This window comes from Pantoea rwandensis, assembly GCF_002095475.1.
GTDB lineage: Bacteria > Pseudomonadota > Gammaproteobacteria > Enterobacterales > Enterobacteriaceae > Pantoea > Pantoea rwandensis.
In genome coordinates this window covers 43,010-63,857 of sequence record NZ_MLFR01000005.1, presented here as the reverse complement: position 1 = coordinate 63,857, position 20,848 = coordinate 43,010, and the positions used below count along the sequence as shown (strand labels likewise).

The window sequence follows — 20,848 nt, the reverse complement described above, 5'->3', positions numbered from 1 at the left end:
GCTCAAAAAAGTCGGCGAAGGGGGAATGATAATACTGAATTTTGTCACTACCCAAGTAGTCTATTCTGCGGGTGGAGGCGACCTTTAGGCCGCCCTGAATTCACTTAACGCTCATCGAACGGCACGCCGCCTTTTGCTTTGTGGTGTTTAGGCGTTTCAATGATCGATACTGTCACTGAGTTTGCATCGATCTCAAAGGATTCCGCCACTGCGACGGTCACTGCTTTCAGCAACTTCTTCTTTTGCTCAACCGTGCGGCCTTCCGCAGCATAAACAATGATTTCTGGCATATCCATGTCTCCTTGGGGGTTAAGATTCGGGTCTCAGCATAACCCAGCAACGTCCACGCATGCAGTGCGAATTTGTCATAAGCCCAGCCGAGCAGACGATATCTCGCAGACCGCTTAACGTTCTGGTGGTTGGGTATTGCCAACACCCAGCGAACGCTGCATCACGACAGTGTCGAGCCAGCGACCATGTTTAAACCCCACTGACTTCATGACACCAGTGTGCTCAAAGCCTAGTGCCTGGTGTAATCCCAGCGAGCCTTGATTCGCGCTATCGCCCACAATGGCAATGATCTGACGAAATCCTGCCGCTTCGGCCAGTGCAATGGCTTTCTGCAACAGCGCCCGCCCAACGCCGCGTCCCGTTTGTGCGTGATCGAGATAGATGGAGTCTTCAAGCGTAAAACGATAGGCATAACGCGGACGATAGGGTGCCAGATAACAGTAACCCAGCACCTGCTCATTCTCTTGCGCCACCAGCCAGAAACCACCGCGTTGTTGTACATCCTTGATGCGGTTAAGCATTTCACTCTCGCTTGGCGGTTCGGTTTCGAAGGTCGCGGTGCCGTGAAGTACATGCCAGGCATAGATTTTCTGAATGGCAGCAGCGTGGAGGGGACGAGCGGGAATAATGTCCATATGTTCCTGAAAATCGGCTTACAAAAACACAGCATGCCACTGTGAAGTCCGCCGATCATCGGATTTTAATATAGGAAATTGTTATGTTTAATTCTGCTCTGAAAGTTGTACCGCCATGGTATCGGCTTCCAGCGCTTCAAAGATGTGGGGTTCATCGGCTGGATAGCAAATATAGTCGCCAGGATGCAGTTCCACCGGTGAATCGGTGGGGCCGACCAAGGCACGACCGCGCGCGATAATAATGTGTTCGACCGAACCCAGCGGGTGAGGATGCGAAGCACGCGGTGCGCCGGGCTGGCTCGTGATCAGATAAAGATCGCGGCGACCACCTGGAGGGCAGCTTGCCAGCAGCGCGGCTTGGTAATCCGCCAGTTCTGCCGACACCATCATGCCCTCACCACGGCGAATCACCTGCAGGCGCTTCACTTCCGGTTCCATCAGCCGGGCAAAAGGAATATTCAGCGCGACACACAGTGACCATAACGTCTCAATGCTGGGATTGCCGTTACCTGCTTCAAGCTGTGAAAGCGTAGATTTTGCGATGCCCGCACGGCGCGCGACTTCAGTTAATGAAAGTCCAGCACGCTGACGTTCGCGGACCAATCCGGCGGAGATGAGATCAATCGGTGGCGTCACAATTACTCCTGTTCTTTATATCGAACAATTTGTTCATCTTGTAAAACGATTAGGGTGCGTTCATTATAACGGCTTTCCTGTTCGATATGAGATCAAATTGTGATGCGTCTGGGTGCAGTACCGCTTGATCGCGGCGTGTTAAAAGCGATTTTCTTAGTTTGTCTGGCCGATGGAATTGTCGGACTCTCCTACGGTTCATTGGCCGCTGCGGATGGCTTCCCGTTGTGGGTGCCTATTGCGCTTTCCACTTTAGTGTTGGCAGGTGCATCGGAGTTTCTGTTTATTGGGATTGTCGCTGGTGGCGGTAGCCCCCTGACTGCCGCGGCGGCGGGCTTATTGGTCAATGCACGTCACTTGCCTTTTGGTATCGCGGTGAAAGATCTGGTCGGGCAGGGCGGTCGAAGTTTGATGGGCTGCCACATCATGAATGATGAAAGTGTGGTGTTTGGGATCTCCCAGAAGAAAATGGCGCAGCGTCGTGCCGCATACTGGATTTGCGGTTTGGGTATTTTTGCTATCTGGCCACTCAGTGTGGTGTGTGGTGCGGTGATCGGTCGTTTTATTCCGGATGTCTCGGCTATCGGTCTTGATGCCGTTTTCCCAGCAATTTTGATTGCGCTGATTTTTCCGGCGCTGCATCAGCGTCGTACCCGTATTCCTGCCACCTTGGGCACCGCGCTCTCGGTATTAGTCACGCCATTTGTCCCTGCGGGTATGCCGGTTCTTTTCTCCTTACTGGGTTTATTAAGCTGGAAGGAGCGTAAAAATGCACAGTAACCTGGTGATCGCCGGCATCGCGTTGTTGGCGATAGGGACTTATGCGATGCGTTTTGCCGGATTTCGTTTGGGCAGCCGTATGCAGATGTCGGATCGCGTGCGCAATATGCTTTCCGATGCCGCAACAGTGTTGCTGTTAGCGGTCGCCGTCACCACGGCACTGTTTGAAGGTAGCCACTTTGCTGGCGTGGCACGTGTGGCAGGTGTGCTGTTTGCCGTGTTTCTGGCATGGCGCAGAACACCGCTCATTCTGGTGATTATCGGTGCGGCCGTAATGACAGCCTTATTGCGCTATTTTGGTGTGCCCTGACCAAAATTCGCAAACGCGGCGAAGAGGTTTTGCTAAGGTGGGGTATCTTGGATCTCCCACTTGGATAATGACCTATGAAACCGCGCTTAGCCCGTCCGGATGAAGCCGCTGCCTTGTGGCGAATTCGCAATCTTGCGATTCGCGAAGGTTGCCAGTCCGTTTATCCCGCAGAGGTGATCACCGCCTGGACGCCCGACGCTTTACCGCCGGGATATTTTGAAGCGATCAGAGGCAACCCCTTCTTTGTGATTGATGACCCGGAGTACGGTGCTGCCGCCACCGGGTTTCTTGATCTGAAAACCGGCAGCGTCGAGGCGATTTTTACTCTACCTTCCTGCAACGGCAAAGGTTATGCCAGCGCTATTATGACGGCGATTATCGATGAAGCGCGCCAACGGGGTTACAGGCAAATTACGCTGGCCGCGACACCGAATGCCAGCGGCTTTTATTTGCGCCACGGTTTCAGCACTGTACGCGAAGCTTTATACCCTTCGGCTTTAGCTAAAGCCGATCTTCCCTGCATCGAAATGACACTGGCACTATGATTAAGTAGAGTGAAAACAACATGGACAGCGCCAAAATGGTGATTAACTGTGTGGCCTATCGCCACGGCAAACGTGAAGAGCATGTCGATGTCGCTGACATCAGCGAAGTGCTGAAAGAAGATAATTCATTTATTTGGCTTGGTTTAAATCAGCCCGAACCCGCCTTTATGCAGACCCTGCAGGAAGAGTTTGGCCTGCACGAACTGGCGATTGAGGATGCGCTGGTGGCCCACCAGCGTCCGAAGATTGAGCAATACGGTGAATCCGTATTTATCGTGGTGAAAACCGCGCACCTGGACGATAAGCAGCGTATCAGTTTTGGTGAAACCCACTTTTTCCTTGGCAAAAACTTCTTGATAACGGTTCGCCATGGTTCGTCAGAGGGCTATGCGGCAATCCGTGCCAAGGCGGAGAAAAATCACACAATGCTGTGCCAGGGACCGGGTTACGCGTTCTATTGCATCCTCGATTTTATCGTTGATAACTACAGTAAAATCACCGAGTCGCTCAGTTCTCGCATTGGTGATCTGGAAGACGGAATGTTCACCACCCGTTTTGACAGTCAAACTCTGGAAAATGTTTACCATCTGCGACGCGAGCTGCTGTCGTTGCGTAATGCGGCCATGCCGGTTACAGAAATCTGCGCTCAGTTAGCGCGCTTCCACGAGGATATTGTGCCTAAAAACCTACGAGCCTATTTGCGCGACGTGCAGGACCATGCGCATCACGTCATGATCGATGCCGAAGACATGCGCGAAATGCTGACCAGCGCGATGCAGGTTAATCTCGCGCTGGTGTCCGTTCAGCAGAGCGAGGTGAATAAAAAGCTCGCAGGTTGGGGCGCCGTGCTGATTGTGCCCACCATTGTATTCAGCATGTATGGCATGAACTTCTCGGATATGCCCGAGTTGAAAACCCACTTTGGCTACCCGGCTGTGTTGATTGTCACGATGACGATCTGTGGCCTAATGTGGTCACGGTTTAAAAAAGCGGGCTGGCTATAATTTTTTTATCAGACGACTTTATTATCACTGCGCTGGCTATAGCGGCGCAGTGAGCAGAGATCTCCCATTCTCACATTTCCTCGCGTTATTTTAAGGCAAGTAAGTCACCATGCGCCTTGGCGCGCAAAAGCTTCATCGAATTGCCACCGTCTTGTCATTTTGTTGCTTTTTTCATCATCATATTTTCCTATAACAGTGACACAGTAAATACAACATATCCCACATTAACCACATAACCCGGTCTTGCTTCACTCGCAAACTATTGCCACTATCGCTGCATGGTGATGCCAGAAATGCAGGGTGTAACGATGGCGGTGGATCAAGAATTCTCCAATTATATGCCTGATGTCATCAGCGCGGCGCAGCAGATTCGTCGCGGTGAGGTCAGCAGTGAAATGTTGGTCGAAAATAGCCTTAAGCAAATCAAATCCCACAATCCCACATTAAATGCTTTTGGTGATGTATATGATCAGCAGGCGTTAGAAGACGCTAAAAACTGCGATCGAGAACGTCAATCGGGCAAGATTCGTGGTCCTCTACACGGCGTACCCTTCGGCGTGAAAGATCTGTTCTCAACGGCTGGGTTGCGCACGACCAAAGGTTCACTCACTTCACTGGATAACGTGCCAGAAAGAGACGCGCCGATTATTGAACGATTGAGGGCGGCGGGAGCGATCATTGTTGGCAAAACCGCAACCACCGAGTTTGGCTGGACCGGATCAAGCTATTCACGGGTGTTTGGGCATGGGCGCAATCCATGGAACCCGGCGTTGACCAGCGGCGGCTCAAGTTCAGGATCGGCAATCAGTGTTGCGGCGCGCATGGTACCCGCGGCGTTGGGCTCTGACGGTGGCGGCTCGGTGCGTATTCCTGGCGCCTTTTGCGGCATTTTTGCCCTTAAGGCCTCGCTGGGTCGCATTCCTACCTGGCCGTGGTCAGCGACTGAAATGCTCAGCCATGCTGGACCGATGACGCGCACAGTTCGTGATAGCGCGCTGTTGTTTGACCTGCTTTCGGGACCGGATGCGCGCGATCATCAGGCGCTACCCGCCAAAAATGAATCCTGGCTGGAACGCTGCGACCAGCCACTGCCTCAGCTGCGTGTGCACTACAGTCCAACGTTGTTTAACACCCCCGTTGACGACCAGATTGCGCGTTGCGTTGAACAGGCGGTAGAGCAGATTGCTCATTCTTTGCCAGTGACGCTAACGGCACGCCCGCTGGACTGGTCATCACCGTTCGAAACGTTTGACACATTATGGAGCGGCGGGCGCGGTGTGGCTTACGGCGCCGCACTGCAGCAGCAGCTCGACCAGCTCGATCCGGGCTTTGCCGCGCTGATTGAACGCGCGCAGCGTCTGAATCTGGCCGACTACCTGGCAGCGCAAAAACAGCGTGCGTCGTTTGCCGGACAGGTGCACGCCTTGTTTGACAACGTGGATTTGCTGATCACGCCCACATTGCCGATTCTGCCGTTCGCTGCCGACTGCCATGTGCCGGAAAACCAAGCGTCGGGCGACAGCGGGGTTGAATGGGCGCGCTGGACGCCTTTCACTTGGCCGTTCAACTTGAGTGGTAATCCGGCCGCGACAATTCCTTGTGGTTTTACCCCGCAAGGTTTGCCGGTGGGCTTACAGGTGATCGGCCGACGTTATGCGGAAGGCGACGTGTTGCAGTTCTGCGCGGCGCTCGAAGCGCTGATGCCGTGGGATCAGCACCTCCCTTCTCTATAGGGCACGGCCATGATACCGACCTAAAGGTATACTGCGGTTTTGGTCTCTAAAAACTGAAGGTAAGCATGATTAATCAGCCACGACTGGATGAAATAAAACGGATTTTACACCACGAAAAACGGGTGCGCGTAACGGAGCTGGCGCAGAAGTTCGTGGTGTCAGAGGAGACGATACGCCGCGATCTCAAATATCTGGAAGAGCAAAGCGTGTTACGGCGCGTGCACGGCGGTGCCATTTTACCCGTTCCAAGCGAAGAGCAGCCGTTACAGATCCGCAGCCGTATCAAGCCGCGTGCTAAAGCGCGTATCGGCCAACTGGCAAGTGAATTAGTGGAAGAGGGCATGGCGCTGTTTCTGGATACCGGCACCTCAACGCTGGCACTGGCGCAGCAGCTGACCCGCTTCTCACGTTTGAAGGTGGTGACGAACTCAATGGATATCGCCGCGCTGCTAACGCAGCAAAGCGACAACGCTGTCACGCTAACACCAGGGCGCGTTCGGCGAAATGATAACGCACTGATTGGCCCCCATACGCTGGAGTTCGCGCGTCAATTCCACTACGACATTGCCTTTATGGGCATTGGTGCGGTGGATCGGGACAACGGCTTTATGGATTACGAAGAGCCTGAGGCGTTATTGAGGCGCGTGCTGAGCACGCACTGTCGCCAGAGTGTGATTCTGGCAGATGAAGGCAAATTTGGACTGCGAACCTTTGTGAACACGCTGCCGTTTAGCGCGGTCGACACTTTAGTGACCAATGTGCTACCCGCGGCAGCTTTTGTAGCGAGTCTGGAGAGTGCCCATGTCAACATCCTCCATCCCGGCAATGCCGCGGATGACAACGCAAGATTATCAGGCGTTTGATGCGCTATTCGCCCTCAGCAGCAGCATCGGTGCGACGCCAGCAGGCGGATTACATCGCCTCACAGCATCTGCTGCGGATAAGCAAATGCGCGATGCCTTTTGTACCTGGCTGACGCAACAAGGTTTTCACGTTCACGTGGATGAAATTGGCAACATCTTTGGTCTGATCACGCTTTGCGAAGGCGCGCCATGGGTGCTGTGCGGTTCGCATCTGGATAGCCAACCGCTGGGAGGGCGTTTCGATGGAGCCTACGGCGTAACGGGTGCTGCGGTGACTATTGCGACGCTGGCTCACCAGCTGCGTGATCACTCGCAAACCGCACAACGTAATCTGGCGGTGGTGAACTGGACCAATGAAGAGGGCGCACGCTTTCAGCCCAGTCTGACCGGCAGTTCGGTGTTCACTGGCGCACTCTCGCTGGATGAGGCATTGGCGTGTTGTGATGGCGAAGGTATCTCGCTGCAAACGGCATTGCAAAGCATTGGATATTGCGGAACGGCGTTGCCGGATCTATCGGTGGCGGCCTACTGCGAGTTGCATGTTGAGCAAGGTCCACATCTTGAATTGCAGCAGAAGCAGATCGGCGTGGTGACGGAAACCTGGGCGGCGCTGAAGTGGCAGGTTACATTTCGAGGTGAGCAAAATCACACCGGACCGGCATTGATGGATCGTCGACGGGATGCGCTGCTGGCGGCCGCGCACACGATTGTCGCGGTGCGCGCAGAGGCCGAACGATATGGCGAAACGCTACATACCTCGGTAGGCCGCCTGGAAACCGCGCCAAATTCGCCGAATGTGGTGACTTCAGAAGCCACATTATTTATTGAGTTTCGTTCCACTGATGAAGCGCTGTTGTGCCAGTTGCGCGACAGCTTCAGCCAGCAGATGCAATCGATTGCTCAGCTAACAGCAACCGATGTCAGTCTTGACCGCGCACAGTATCGACCACCACATCAGTTACATTCAGCATTAGGTGAACTGGCCTTAGCACAAGCGGAAAAACTTGGGCTAAAGGCGATGCCGATGCGTTCGGTGGCGGGTCACGATGCGATTAGCATGAGCTATCACTGTCCAAGTGCATTGCTGTTTGTGCCCAGTGAGGACGGTCTTTCGCACAATGAACGTGAATTCACCGCCGTCGCCGACCTGCATCGCGGACTCGACCTGCTGATGGCGCTACTCAGTGAGCTCTGCCTGAACGGAGAGGGTATCTTATGATGATGCGTTTACAGCAAGCGCTGGCGAGTTGGCAGCCTACGCAATCCTTTGACATTCAACCCGGCACCGCAGGCGTGGCGTCGCCGCATCGGCTGGCGACGGAATGGGCGGGATTTCGGCTGCAGTCGGCGGGGCAAGGCTATTACGCCAAGGTGCTGTTCGATGATCAAAAAGTCTTGATTGATTTCCAGCGCAGCGCCGAAATTAGCCGCCAGGCAGGCGAGTTGGGCATTGCCCCGGCGCTGTGCCACGCCGATCCACACACTGGCGTAATGATATTTGCGGCGCTGGATGATGGCTTTCGCTGGGCGCGACTGGATGCCTTGCGCGATCCGCATCACTTTGCCAGCCTGACGCGCACGCTGGAGAAATTACACCATTCAGGTTTGCCGCTGCCGTCACACAGCCGTCAGCAGGATATGTTGCAACTACGTCTTCAGGTTGAAACGCATAACGTACAACTGCCAGAAGAGCTGCAGTGGATGGGGGAATGTGTCGATCTGGCGTGGGAGGCACTGAACACCGCGTCCTTTACACCCGTGTTGATCCACGGCGATAACATCGCCAGCAACTGGATGGTCAACGCGCAGGGTGAATGGCGCTTACTGGACTTTGACTACGCCGCGCGAGGCGATGCCTGGCACGATATTGCCACGCTCATCCATGAACAAATGCCTACCGACGACCGCTGGCGTGATGCTATTCGGGCTTGGCGCGGTGACTGCAGCGAGGCTGATGTGGCGCGTTGCCACTTGTATGCATTGGTTGATGACTATCACTGGACGTTATGGGGCATGCTGAACGGTGCCACCAGCCCGCGCGCCCTGGAGTTTGCCAAACTCGGTCAGTGGATGTTGTTACGTTGCCGTCAGAGCGTGAATGATCCCCGTTTTGAACGTTGGCTAAACCTGACTGCGGAGCAGGCAAAATGAGCAAATCTTTGGGTGAAGCGCACAGCTGGCAGGAACAGCGGGTCGAACAAGCCATCACGGCGATGCCGGAATGGCAGGGCAGGGCGGTGCAGTATCGTCCAGTGAGCGGCGGTATTTCTAACGCCAACTGGCACGTCGCAGTAGCAGGCGCGCCTTGTGCTTATTTCGTCAAAATTCCTGGCGAAGGCACCGAACGCTTTATCAATCGGGACACCGCACATGAAGCGAGCCTGAAAGCCGCGCAAACCGGCTACGGCGTGCCGGTGGTGGCGTATCTGCGCGATCTGGGTGTTGAAGTGTTTGAGTTCATTGATGGCTGGCGCACGTCGTCTAACCTCGATTTTCAGCAATCCGCGATTCGCCATCGTGCGTTACAGGGCTTGAAAAGCTTCAACAATCAGCCATTGCTCAAGCAAAACAAAACCGTATTCGACATGCTAAACGAACACATTGAGCAGGTCAGTGCACTCAATGTCGCGTTCTCTGCGGATGCCGCTTGGTTGCACAAACAGGCACAACGCGCGCAGTTGGCGTTAGAAGCCGCGGGATTAGATTTGGTGCCCTGCATGAATGACACATTGGCCGGTAATTTTATGCTTAACGCGCAGAATGATATTCGCCTGGTTGATTTTGAATATGCATCAAATAACGACCGCTGTTATGAATTAGCGCTATGGTTTGGCGAGATGTTTTTCACTCCAAAAATTGAACAGGAACTACTGGAGGACTATTTCGGCAAAGTCGATGCGGCATTATTTGCTCGTGTACAAATTCATAAATATCTGGCCGATATGAAGTGGTCAACCTGGGCCATTATTCAGCATCATGTGGCAGATATCGATTTTGATTTTTCGAAATATGGTGCATGGAAGCATTTACGTGCGCGCAGCGTCTTGAATCATCCCGACTGGGAAAACTGGCTGCGCGCATTGTAAGCGCAAGCCAGAAGCCTTGTAAGCACGTTTCAAATATTCACTATCCGTTGTATTTCGGGCAGCGCTCTCTGTTGTCCATTATTGAGGTTACACCAAAGGGGAAATGCTGATATTCAGCAGGTAAAGGAGTGCGCACACCGTCAAGTAATATTGAGGAGATTATTATGAGTTCGATGGTCATGGCGCAGCAACTACGCGCCCGCATAAGTATTAAAAATAAAATATTTGCCCTGTACCTGTTGGCATTATTACTGTTGGCACTTTGTCCGCCGCTTTATTTAAGCGTCAGCGGGAGCAGTGCATTATTTCTGGGGATACCACTACCGATCGTTTATTGGCTCGCGATTGCGATATTCCTCGGTGTGGGATTATGGGTCATGTATTTGGCGGAATGCGCGTTTGGCGAAATTCCGGACGATGAGGAAGTCGCATGAAAATCAACGCAGCAGAACCCCATTACTTAATTACCTTTGGCATGATTGGCCTGTTTCTGGCGATCATGATTGCCGTGCTGTATGCCACCAACCGTAAAAGCACCTCATTTTCGGATTACGCCGTCGGCGGACGATCTTATGGGCCGTGGTTTATCGCCATGAGTTATACCAACTCATGGTGGCCAGGCGCGACCTTCACCGCTTTCTTCTCACTGTCGGTGAGCGGGGTCATCGGATTCTACGGCGCGGTGTACTCGACGCTCGGTGTGACGGCGATGTACTTAATGGCGCGCCGTGCGTGGAAGTGGGGACAGCACTTTAACCTGACGACGCAACCCGATCTGCTCGGTATGCGTTTCAACAGCCCGGCGGTGAAGCGTGTAGCGTCGATTATTGGCATCATCTGCGTATTCCCGTGGGTGGTGATGGGCATACAGGCGTTGGCGTTGTTGGTTGAGTTTGCCAGCTTTGGCCGCTGGGGTGTCACCACCTGCCTGATCGCTGGCGTGTTGTTGATTCTGGTGCGTCAATACTGGACTGTCAGCATGGGCATGCGCGGGTTGATCATGACGGATATGTATCAGGGCATCATCGCCTATGGTTTGGGCGCGCTGGTGTGCGTGGTGTTGCTGTTTGGTGGCGATCATGGCTTCGGCCAATTGGCGACATTGCCGCCCGCTATGCTGCAGATTCCGGGTGCAGAAGGTTCGCACTATGGTCCATGGTATATGTTCAGCCTGATCTTTACCGGCGTGATTGGATCAATGTGTTGGCCGATGAGCTTCCAGCGCATTTATACCGCCAGCGGCATCCGCGCCGTGAAGAAAGGCACCCTGCTGACGATTCTATTGGTGGGCGGTTTCTATGCCATTCTGATGCTGTTTGCTACAGCGGTAAGTCAGGATCCTAATGTCCAGGCCAATCCGCAAAATGGGTTCTTTACGGCGTTGTTTGATCAAGGTGGTCCGTGGTTGCTGGCACTGGCGCTGGTGATTGTTCTTGCCGCCAGTATCGGTCACGTTGATGGATGTGTGCAGGTGTGCGGAACGCAGTTCGCCAACGACCTCGCGACATGGAATAAACCGCGTAGCATCGTCAACTGACGATGCTGGCGAAGTCGGGCATGGTGGTGTTTATCGTGGCTGCGGCGCTACTGGCGTACTTCACCTTCAACTATTCCCGTTTACAGCTTCTGGCGCAGATCTCCTATCAGGGGATCATTCAACTGGCAGTGCCGTTGTTCTTTGGCATCTTTAGCCGATTTGGTAACAAACAAGGTGCGCTGATGGGCATGATGACCGGGATTATTATCGCTATCGTGCTCACCGTGTTCTTCCCGGATGACATCCCGGCGCTTGGCTCGCTCACCAGCGGCATTGTCGGCCTGGTGGGTAACGTGGTGATGTTTGTGGTGTGTGGTTTACTGATCCCAGTGGACGACAAAGAGAAAGCCCGTGTCGAAGCCCTGTTCGCGCTGGCTGATGGCGTGAAGGCGCCAGTGGCAAAACCGCTGATGAATTAACCCGTTGCATTTAATTTCGTATCAAGGCCATGATAACGTTCTGACCCCTAATCGGAGCCTATCATGGCCGCCTCCCCGCCGTTCAATATTGGTCTGCTGCTGTTCCCTAATCTCACACAACTCGATCTCACCGGTCCCTGGGAAGTCTTTGCCCGCATGCCTGGCGTGAATAATTATCTGGTGTGGAAAGATCGTCAGCCGGTGATGTCAGATCGCGGACTGGCGATATTGCCCACTGCCACCTTTGACGATTGCCCAGCGCTGGATTTGATCTGCATCCCCGGTGGTCCGGGGCAAATCGCCTTGATGGATGATGAGGAAACGCTTGATTTCGTGCGCCGTACGGCAAACAACGCGCAGTGGGTAACATCCGTGTGCACCGGTTCGCTGGTGTTGGGTGCTGCGGGCTTATTACAGGGATATCGCGCGACGACCCACTGGGGATCGCTGGATCAACTCAGCCTGCTCGGTGCTACACCGGTAGCGGAACGTGTCGTACGTGATGGCAACCGTATCACCGGCGCAGGGGTGACATCGGGAATTGATTTTGCACTCACCGTCGCAGAAGAGCTGTTTGGACGTGCGGTGGCAGAAAACATTCAATTGCAGATGGAGTACGATCCCGAACCGCCATTCCATTCCGGATCGCCACGCAGCGCTTCACCAGAACGCCTGGCGCAGGCGCAAACCCAGATGCAGGATTTTATCGCCCGGCGCCGTGTGGCAACGGAAGCGGCTGCAGCCAAACTCAAACGCTGACTAACTGACCCAGCTCCAGTTTTAAACAGCGGTCTGCGAGATGGAAATAGCGGTCATCGTGGGTGATGACTAAAACGGCTTTACCGCGTGCCTTTAGCGCGGGAAGCAGTTGATGATAAAACACCTCGCGGAAAGCAGGGTCCTGATCGGCGGCCCACTCATCAAACAGATAAAATGGGCGATCTTCCAGCCACGCCACCAGCAGCGCGAGGCGTTTGCGCTGTCCGGTGGAGAGCGCGAGTGTGGAAAACTTTCCCTCCTTCAAGGTGACTTTGTGCGTTAACTGCAGCGCATCCAGCAACTTTTGTGCCTCATCGTTCCAACACGCGCTATCAATACCCTGCAAGTCCTCGAACAAGTGAAAATCATTAAATACCGCTGAAAACAACTGGCGATAACGGGTGCGAGTGGCCTCATTGATCGTCTCGCCGTCCAGTATTAATTGACCGCTGTCGGCTGGGTAAAGACCGGTGAGCAGTCGTGCCAGCGTGGTTTTCCCGCTGCCGTTGCCACCGGTGAGATAGACCAATTCGCCGGGATGAAAATGAAGGGAAAGGGGGCCGAGCTGAAACGCATCGTGATGATAGGTGATATCGCGCAGCTCAAGTTGGCGAAAGCTGAGGGGCGGCGCGTCGAAAGCGGTTTGCTCTGCGGGGAGTTGCTGCTGCATGGTTTGGATACGCTTGAGCGCCACCTGTGTCATAGTCAGTCCGGGTAGGGCAGAGAGAGCACTCTCTATCGGCACAATCATGTAAAGAAAAACCATGGCGAAACCCGACATTACGGCACCGCGTAAATCCAGCACGCTGGAGAGCAAAAACATCACCACACCGATAAACGCAAAGAAGAATACGCTGGCCCAGATATTGGCTAACGCATACAGCACATAGCCGCGGGTGCGTTCGATTCGCACCTGTTCAATAGTGTGAAACAGCTTGTTATGAAGGAATGCGTGCTTGCGTGGCGCATGAAGACGGAGCTCTTTCGCCCCACTAAACAGCGCACTGACTTCACCGGTTAGCGTTTCTTCACGCTGGCGTGAACGACGCATCAATTGCAAGGCGCGGCGATGTACCCAGCTATAACCAAGCGAACCCACCAGCACGGTGATCAGAGCAATCACCATCACGGTCAGCGAGAGATAGCCGAGATAGCCCATGCAACCGACAATCACTGCCAACGACATCACAAAGTTGGGTAACGCAATAAAGAACACCACAACCTGATCGAGGTCCTGCGTCAGGATGCTGAGTGCGCGTGGCATGCCGTGCAGCTCCAGTTTAGCGTAACCGGCATCTGCGACCTGCTGAACCAGCATACGGCGCAGTTCGGCTTTGCTGCGCTGCCCCATCGACATAAACAGTGACTGACTTAGCGTGCGCGTACTTAACATCAGCAAAGCCAGCAGGGCGAATTGCCATGCCAGTTGCCAGCGTTGGGCATCACTGGCGCTCAATCCCTGATTGATTAACGCCAACAGCGCCGCATTGCTTAATCCGCCTATGACACTGCAGGCCAGCGCCACAAAAAACAGCGCACCGGTGGTGCGCAATAACATCAGATAAATCGACACCTCATCTCCTATGAGTTTGTGCTATTGAGGGGGCGCCACAGCAACAGCGCCAACCACGGGCCGCCAATCAGTGTGGCCATCAGGCCCGCGGGGATTTGTCGTGGATAGAGCAAATTGCTGCCAGCCCAGTCCGCGAGCATCATCAGAATTGCTGCGATCAGCGTGGCGAGTGCCAGTTGTCCCATGGGTTTGCGAGCGCCAAGCTGGCGAGCCAGCTGCGGTCCCAGCAAGCCGATAAACGACAACGGACCAACAATTAAGGTGGCGACGCCGGTCATTGCTGCTGCGAGCAGCATGAGTAATAAACGGGATTTTGTGACATTAAGGCCCAACGAAGGTGGAACCTGATTCAGCGGCAGCAGTAACAGTGCGCGGCGCAGCAATGGCGTTAGCGCCAGCAGAATGACGGCAAGCGAAAAAGCGATCAGGGCAATGGGTGTACTGACGTAGTAAGTCGAACCTGTCATCAGCTGACGCAGCATCGCAGCAGCCATGCCGTTATTGCTGATCACGATTGCGGCGACAGACTGGAATAAGGCGGTGATCGCCAGCCCACTAAGCAACATGCGTTGAGGGTTAAGCGCATAGTGACGCGCCTGCCACAGCGTGAGCCCTAAGGTCAACAGCGCACCCGTTGCGCTACTGGCAATCATCACCGGCATGCCTGCCATCGGCCAGAGCAACAGCTGTACGGTAATACCGAGCGATGCACCCGCACCGATGCCCAGCAGTTCAGGGCTTGCCATCGGGTTACGACTGACGCGCTGCAAAATAACCCCAGCCGCCGCCAGCAACACACCTGCAGCAATAGCGGCCAGTAAACGCGGCAAACGAAACGGCAACATGACCTTAATCTCCGCCAGCGAATTCCAGTGCCAGCCGGTAACGCCATGAGCGAAAGCCAGGGCAACGACAAGCATCGAGAGAAACAGCGCGATCACTGGCCATCGTACAAAATCCCGAGCAGGAAAGGGGGGAGGTTGGGGTTCGTTCACATCGGGCTGGAAGATATGGCGCAGGCGTGGCAAAAACCACAGCAGTAGCGGGCCGCCCGCCAGTGCCGTCATCATGCCGGTGGGGAGTAACAAGCCATCAATGCCGTTAAGACGGCTAACCAGTTGGTCGGTAAGCCACAGCAGTCCAGCCGCAAGTAGAGGAGACCAGATAAGCTTCTGACGCAAATCTTTTGCACCTGCCAACGTGGCCAGATGGGGCGCCGCGAGCGCGATAAAGCCAATGACACCCACCACACTGATCACCAGGCTGCTGATCAGTAGTGCCGAAAGTATGGCGATACCCCGTATCCATCCGGCGGGTAAGCCAATTGAGCGCGTCACCCTTTCATCCAGCGCCAGCAGACGTAAAGGCCTGATAATCAGCAACACGGGAAGGGCAGCAATCAGTAAACGGGGTAACAGCCACCACAGCGCGTGCGCATTCTCCTGGGTCAGCGATCCGCCACCCCAGATAAAAACGGCAGACAATGAACGGTCATAAATGATCGACAACAGCAAATTAGCTGCACCGCAATAGAGATTCACCAGCATTCCGGCTAGCGTTAATGCCAGTGGGGTAAACCCCTGGCGTAGACTGAGCAGAAACACCAACGCAAAAGCCAATATTGCACCACTTAGCGCTATCCACTCCCGACCAATTATGAGCAAGGTTGGCGCCATTAACGTAGTGAGAGAGAGTGTTAACGTGGCACCGCTGGCGATACCCAATGTCATGGGTTCCGCCAGCGGATTACGTAACGCCTGCTGCATCACCACACCGGTAAAACCGAGTGCCAAACCGCACAATATTGCCATCCCCTGACGCGGCAGCCACATCAGCGTAAAGACTTGTTGGGCCAGCGAGGGGAGGCCGGACCCCGTCAAAGCCTGCCAGATGTCGTGCCACGGTAGTTGATGGGTTAATTGTTCCAGACACAGCACCAACGCAATACAAAACAACAACAGGGTTAATACGGCAGGATGGCGACTCACGGATTTGCCTCCTGGAGTGCTTTAACCAAGGCTTCAGCAAAACGTACTGCCGTCAAAACACCACCCTCAGTGGAGAGGCCGTCCGGCAATGGCAACAGGCGATGTCCATCTGGACGTGTCAGCGTGTGCCATAACGGAGACTGTAAGACCGGGGTAAGATCAATCTCGGGCCATGAGGGAAGCAGTGCCAGCCAGCCAGGCGGAAGCTGTGTTAACTGCTCCAGTTCCAGCGTTGCGTAGCCTTGCGCGCCGACAGCAAAGGGCGTGGTATGAGGTAAATCAAGTAGCGCCAGTACGTCAAAAAATAAACTGCCTGGGCCCAGCGCTAAGACATGCAATGTGTCCAACGGATGCAGTAAATAAATCGGTTTATCTTTAAAACGTACCGCCTGCTGTCTTGCCACCGCCAGACGTTGTTGCAAACTTGCCATCACCTCTTCGGCGCGTGGGCCGTTATCTGCAAGTTTCGCCAACTGACGCAAGTTCTGTTGCGCCTGCTGCCACGGCTGTGGACTATTGGTCACAAAGTAGGATAACGGGGCAATGCGAGAGAGCTGCGCTTCAGCCATGCGATGCGCGGGCGTGACCAGTAACTGTGTCGGTCGCAGTTCAAATAAGGTTTCGTAATTGGGTTGGAACAGCAAGCCAACGTCGGCAACGCCAGACGGCAGAGCAGGCTGACTGAACAGCCGGAGATACCAGTCAGGTGCGGCAACGCCGACCGGCGTGATGCCGAGTAACAATGCCATTTCTGTTAATCCCCAATCGAGGATCACCCAGCGCGGCGCAGACTTCGCCCATGCTGGAAACGAAAAAAGGGCAGCGCTTGCCAGCGCGCCCTTCATCAATGCTCGACGATTCATTACCACTGATAACTTACCGTGGCGATCAATTGGCGGCGTAAGCCAAAGTGACAGCCGAGGTCATTACAGTTGCTGATGTACTGCTTGTCGGTGAGATTCTGCAGGTTAAGACCGAGCTGCCAATCCTGCCAGCGGTAGCGCATGGTGGCATCATAAATCATCGCTGCCGGGACCTTCAGGCTGTTATCGCTGGTGGCATAGCTTGTGCCGACATAACGTCCACCGCCGCCGATGGTTAAGCCATCCAGTACGCCAGGTAATGCATATTCGGTCCAGAGTGCGGCGGTCTGACGGGCGATTGAGACCGGTTGTTTACCTTGCGTATCATCATTTGCCGACAGCACCTTCGGGTTGGTCAGTGCATAGGACGCGTTGACCAACCAGCGGGAAGTGATATTCGCTTTGGCTTCCAACTCAAAGCCCTGTGAGCGAATCTCGCCGGTTTGCACCGAGTAGTTTGCGTGATTCGGATCGGCCGTCAGGACGTTGGTTTGACGCAGATCGTACAGCGCAGCGCTAAACAGGGCGTTGAAGCCGTTAGGTTGATACTTCACACCCACTTCCGCCTGTTTACCTTTGGTCGGCTTAAACGGATCGCCGCCAAAAGACGTCCCCGCTTGTGGCTGGAATGACGTGCCATAGCTGATGTAAGGGGCAATGCCGTTATCAAAGTGATACAGCAAGCCAGCACGGCCGGTGGAGGCGTAGTCATTCAACTCGGTGCGAGAACCGCTCACCCAGTTCTGACTGCGGGTTTGCGCTTTGTCGTAGCGGCCGCCGAGATTCAGTACCCAGTTGTTCCACTTCATGCTGTCCTGCAGGTAAACACCTAACTGAGTCATGAAGGAGCGGCTGTGGTAATCAATCGACGGTGATTCAACTGGCGTACTGTAGTCCGGGTTAAGGTAGCTGATGTCTGAAGCCGTGCCGTAACCGCTGTTCTGACGCAGGTCGTCATGCACAAAGTCCACACCCAGTGTTAATGCGTGATTAACGTCACCGGTATCAAGATTGCCTTGCAGGTTGGTATCGACATCAAAGGCGTTAAACGACTCAATCACGCGCATGCTGTCGCGGCTCACCGTGGCGGAACCATCGGTAATCGTTGCCGTTGGATACACCATCTGATAATCGCTGCTGGTGTGCAGATAGCGCAGATTTTGATGTACGCTCCAGACGTCATCAAATTTGTGCATAAAATCGTAGCCGATACTGGCTTGCTCGCGGCGATAGTAATCGAAGCCCGGCTGTCCGCCGTAGAATTTATCGGAGTAGTTACCCTGCGCCAGCTTAATCAGGCTACCTTCCAGCGGCAATTGGTTATAAAAGCCGGTGTAAGGATCTTTGCGGAACTGCCCGAGCAGGGTCAGACGGGTATCGTCATTCGGCTGCCAGGTCAGGGCAGGGGCAATATCGTAGTGCTTATATTTTGTGTAATCGACCTGGGTATCGTTGCGTGACCAGGTGCCGGTAATACGTCCAAGCCAGTGTTCGTCTTCATCCAATGCACCTGAGAGATCGAGCCCCGTTTCGAACAGATTGTTACTGCCGGTGCTGACGAAGATCTGGTGGATAGGTTCTGCCGTCGGGCGTTTGCTGACCATGTTAATCACGCCACCGGGGCTACCCTGACCAAAAGTGACTGAACTGGGGCCTTTTACCACTTCAACGCGGTCCAGCATGAAAGTGTCGAAATTCGGACGCGACCAGTAGGTCACGGTGGGCAAGCGCAGGCCATCAAGGTATTCATCGGCGGCAAAACCACGGATATAGATATCGTCAAAACGGTAGTCGGCGCCGCCGCCCTCAGCTCCAATGCCCGCGTTGTAGCGCAGCGCCTGCGGCACATTCAACGCCGCCTGTGAGGCCATTTGCGCCTGGGTGATGACCGAAATACTTTGTGGCGTTTCGATAATCGGTCGCGTACTTTTCGTGACAGAATCTGCTTTCTTAGCCACCTGATTCCAGCTGTCAGCATCGTCGCCGTCGCTACTGGCACTATTGGCCGTCACCGTCATTGTGGTATTCGTATTATTATTATCAGCGGCCCATGCTGATGCGCTGCTGAACAGAATCAGTAGCAGTGCGCTCAGTGGCTTGCGCTTAAAAGTGCGATGACCCGACATTAATTTTTCCCCGATATGTTCTAATGGCCTCAATTAGTGATACAAATGATAATCATTACTATTTTAATTGATAGCGTCCTGCTGGCGGGTTCGCGCGGTCTTAATTGCAAATCGCGCAGAGCGGACATGAATCGGCAAATTAACGGGATAGGGTGGAAGGGTGTTGCAGAAACCACGTGAGGCGGAAATGACGCCAGCATTGCCTTTGCTCGCCACGCGCGAGATGCATTATCTCGCGGGCCGTGAGGAGCGCTGGCACGCACATGAAGTCGCTCAGCTCGTACTTTGCTTGCAGGGCGTGATGCGTGTTCAAACGCAAACCGCTTCATGGACCTTAACGCCGGGGCGTGCGCTCTGGCTGCCGGGGACGTTACCTCACGCGTTAACAGCGTTGAGCGATATCCGCAGTTCGAGTTTATACCTCGACCCTAAACTGGCTCGTACGTTTTGGCCGCAGGCACACAGTATGTTGATTTCACCTCTGCTGCAGGCACTGATGCAAACGCTGGTGGAGATTGAACTGCAACCGCAACCTGAAATAGCACGGGTTGAGTTGATTACGCCCCTTTTGCTGGATGAAATTCGTCGTGCGCCGGATGGCCCAGTGTGCAATTTGCCATTGCCGAGCGATCGACGTCTGTTGAACATTTGCCAGCAGTTACTGGCGGCGCCGGCGAGCAGCGATACGCTGGAAGAGTGGGGCCATCGCGTGGGGGCCAGTTCGCGGACGCTTGCGCGTTTGTTCCGCGAACAAACTGGCATCACTTTTACCCAGTGGCGACAGCAGCTGCGTCTCTCAGAAGCGCTGGTTCAACTGGCGCAAGGACAAACCGTGTTGCGTACCGCTAATCAACTCGGCTACCAAAGTCCCAGCGCCTTTATCTCTATGTTCCGGCGTTTGATGGGCGAAACTCCGCAGCGTTTTTTACGAATTTCAGCCTGAAATCGCCAAGGATATTTTCCCTTAATGCCGGCTGGCAGTAGGGCGCACGGTGATTTCGTTGACGTCTACTTCGCCAGGCTGCTCAATGGCCCAACTCACGGCTTTCGCAATGGATTCAGGCTTAAGCGCAATCTGTCGATAGCTTTTCATGGCTTCATGCGCCACGTTGTCACTGATGCTGTCAGCCAGTTCAGACTCCACTACGCCAGGGTTGATTACCGTGACACGCAGTTCGCGGGATTCCTGGCGTAAACCATCAGAAATAGCGCGTACCGCAAATTTGGTCGCGCAGTAGACGGCAGCGGTGGGTGATACGTTTAATGCGCCAACAGAAGCGATGTTGATGATATGCCCAGCGTGTTGGGCCTGCATGGTTGGCAGCACAGCAGCAATACCGTAAAGCACGCCACGGACGTTTACGTCCAGCATCAAATCCCACTCATCAACTTTCATCGAACTCATCGGCGAGAGTGGCATCACACCCGCATTGTTGATCATCACATCAATGCGGCCGTATTTCTCCAACGTAAAGTCAGCAAGTTTTTGCGTGTCATCGCGCTGGGTCACATCAGTGGCAAGGTAGTCTACCGTGGCACCTTCAGCACGTAACGTATTACATAACGCTGCCAGACGATCGGTACGTCGAGCGCCGAGCACCAGTTTATGGCCTTGTTGTGCCAAATGACGGGCAATGCCTTCGCCAATACCGCTGCTGGCTCCGGTCAAAATAATCACTTTTTCATTCTGATTCATGGTCTGC

Annotated in this window: 22 protein-coding genes; 14 read left to right on the top strand and 8 right to left on the bottom strand. The window is 54.3% G+C overall.

All coding sequences use genetic code 11. From position 1 onward, the window contains the following. Positions 1-104: 104 nt before the first annotated feature. The 3 genes from HA51_RS07865 to HA51_RS07855 form a co-directional block, all read right to left on the bottom strand. Entirely contained in the window at positions 105-290 is a 186-nt protein-coding gene (locus HA51_RS07865) for a tautomerase family protein (RefSeq protein WP_084933987.1), read from the bottom strand. A 114-nt stretch (positions 291-404) separates the two neighbouring features. Next, positions 405-926, bottom strand: coding sequence for a GNAT family N-acetyltransferase (locus HA51_RS07860; protein WP_084933986.1), 522 nt, complete (start codon positions 924-926; stop codon positions 405-407). 87 nt (positions 927-1,013) lie between these two features. Further along, positions 1,014-1,562 (bottom strand): helix-turn-helix domain-containing protein, encoded by a 549-nt coding sequence (locus HA51_RS07855; RefSeq protein WP_084933985.1) that lies wholly within the window; start codon positions 1,560-1,562, stop codon positions 1,014-1,016. Between the two features lie 102 nt (positions 1,563-1,664). Between HA51_RS07855 and HA51_RS07850 the strand changes: the two genes are divergently transcribed. The 13 genes from HA51_RS07850 (at position 1,665) to HA51_RS07795 (ending at position 12,595) form a co-directional block, all read left to right on the top strand. Then, positions 1,665-2,339: an AzlC family ABC transporter permease gene (locus HA51_RS07850; RefSeq protein WP_084933984.1), complete on the top strand. Its 675-nt coding sequence runs from the start codon at positions 1,665-1,667 to the stop codon at positions 2,337-2,339. After that, on the top strand, positions 2,329-2,649 hold the full coding sequence (locus HA51_RS07845) for an AzlD domain-containing protein (protein WP_084933983.1): 321 nt from the start codon (positions 2,329-2,331) through the stop codon (positions 2,647-2,649). The genes HA51_RS07850 and HA51_RS07845 overlap by 11 nt, the downstream gene beginning before the upstream one ends. Positions 2,650-2,723: 74 nt before the next feature. Then, positions 2,724-3,194: a GNAT family N-acetyltransferase gene (locus HA51_RS07840; protein WP_084933982.1), complete on the top strand. Its 471-nt coding sequence runs from the start codon at positions 2,724-2,726 to the stop codon at positions 3,192-3,194. 35 nt (positions 3,195-3,229) lie between these two features. After that, the gene (corA, locus tag HA51_RS07835) at positions 3,230-4,198 is read left to right on the top strand and encodes a magnesium/cobalt transporter CorA (RefSeq protein WP_084934097.1); all 969 of its coding nucleotides are present in this window, start codon (positions 3,230-3,232) and stop codon (positions 4,196-4,198) included. A 308-nt stretch (positions 4,199-4,506) separates the two neighbouring features. Beyond that, a complete protein-coding gene (locus HA51_RS07830; protein WP_245840190.1) occupies positions 4,507-5,931 on the top strand; it encodes an amidase in 1,425 nt (474 codons plus the stop codon). Between the two features lie 65 nt (positions 5,932-5,996). Beyond that, positions 5,997-6,794: a DeoR/GlpR family DNA-binding transcription regulator gene (locus HA51_RS07825; protein ID WP_084933981.1), complete on the top strand. Its 798-nt coding sequence runs from the start codon at positions 5,997-5,999 to the stop codon at positions 6,792-6,794. Beyond that, positions 6,733-8,013, top strand: coding sequence for a Zn-dependent hydrolase (locus HA51_RS07820; protein WP_084933980.1), 1,281 nt, complete (start codon positions 6,733-6,735; stop codon positions 8,011-8,013). The genes HA51_RS07825 and HA51_RS07820 overlap by 62 nt, the downstream gene beginning before the upstream one ends. Further along, entirely contained in the window at positions 8,010-8,945 is a 936-nt protein-coding gene (locus HA51_RS07815) for a phosphotransferase (protein WP_084933979.1), read from the top strand. The genes HA51_RS07820 and HA51_RS07815 overlap by 4 nt, the downstream gene beginning before the upstream one ends. After that, the gene (locus tag HA51_RS07810) at positions 8,942-9,880 is read left to right on the top strand and encodes a choline kinase family protein (RefSeq protein WP_084933978.1); all 939 of its coding nucleotides are present in this window, start codon (positions 8,942-8,944) and stop codon (positions 9,878-9,880) included. The genes HA51_RS07815 and HA51_RS07810 overlap by 4 nt, the downstream gene beginning before the upstream one ends. Positions 9,881-10,044: 164 nt before the next feature. Then, entirely contained in the window at positions 10,045-10,314 is a 270-nt protein-coding gene (locus tag HA51_RS07805) for a hypothetical protein (protein ID WP_084933977.1), read from the top strand. Further along, positions 10,311-11,417, top strand: coding sequence for a sodium:solute symporter family protein (locus tag HA51_RS07800; RefSeq protein ID WP_211282919.1), 1,107 nt, complete (start codon positions 10,311-10,313; stop codon positions 11,415-11,417). The genes HA51_RS07805 and HA51_RS07800 overlap by 4 nt, the downstream gene beginning before the upstream one ends. Positions 11,418-11,419: 2 nt before the next feature. Then, complete coding sequence (locus HA51_RS27320) at positions 11,420-11,836, top strand: SLC5/6 family protein (protein ID WP_211282918.1); 417 nt, start codon at positions 11,420-11,422, stop codon at positions 11,834-11,836. A 63-nt stretch (positions 11,837-11,899) separates the two neighbouring features. After that, entirely contained in the window at positions 11,900-12,595 is a 696-nt protein-coding gene (locus HA51_RS07795) for a DJ-1/PfpI family protein (RefSeq protein ID WP_084933976.1), read from the top strand. Here the strand turns inward: HA51_RS07795 and HA51_RS07790 are convergent. The 4 genes from HA51_RS07790 to HA51_RS07775 are packed head-to-tail and all read right to left on the bottom strand — an operon-like array spanning position 12,585 to position 19,145. Next, the gene (locus HA51_RS07790; RefSeq protein ID WP_084933975.1) at positions 12,585-14,168 is read right to left on the bottom strand and encodes a cyclic peptide export ABC transporter; all 1,584 of its coding nucleotides are present in this window, start codon (positions 14,166-14,168) and stop codon (positions 12,585-12,587) included. The two genes, HA51_RS07795 and HA51_RS07790, sit on opposite strands and share 11 nt — an antisense overlap. Before the next feature lie 8 nt (positions 14,169-14,176). Continuing rightward, on the bottom strand, positions 14,177-16,156 hold the full coding sequence (gene fhuB / locus HA51_RS07785) for a Fe(3+)-hydroxamate ABC transporter permease FhuB (RefSeq protein ID WP_084933974.1): 1,980 nt from the start codon (positions 16,154-16,156) through the stop codon (positions 14,177-14,179). After that, positions 16,153-17,019, bottom strand: coding sequence for an ABC transporter substrate-binding protein (locus HA51_RS07780; protein WP_245840189.1), 867 nt, complete (start codon positions 17,017-17,019; stop codon positions 16,153-16,155). The genes fhuB and HA51_RS07780 overlap by 4 nt, the downstream gene beginning before the upstream one ends. Next, positions 17,019-19,145, bottom strand: a complete 2,127-nt coding sequence (locus HA51_RS07775) for a TonB-dependent siderophore receptor (RefSeq protein ID WP_084933972.1) — start codon at positions 19,143-19,145, stop codon at positions 17,019-17,021. The genes HA51_RS07780 and HA51_RS07775 overlap by 1 nt, the downstream gene beginning before the upstream one ends. Positions 19,146-19,305: 160 nt before the next feature. On the opposite strand from HA51_RS07775, the gene HA51_RS07770 reads away from it, so the two are divergent. Continuing rightward, positions 19,306-20,088, top strand: coding sequence for an AraC family transcriptional regulator (locus tag HA51_RS07770; protein ID WP_245840188.1), 783 nt, complete (start codon positions 19,306-19,308; stop codon positions 20,086-20,088). Between the two features lie 21 nt (positions 20,089-20,109). Here HA51_RS07770 and HA51_RS07765 read toward each other — a convergent pair whose 3' ends face one another. Beyond that, positions 20,110-20,841, bottom strand: coding sequence for an SDR family oxidoreductase (locus tag HA51_RS07765; RefSeq protein WP_084933971.1), 732 nt, complete (start codon positions 20,839-20,841; stop codon positions 20,110-20,112). Between the last annotated feature and the right edge of the window lie 7 nt (positions 20,842-20,848).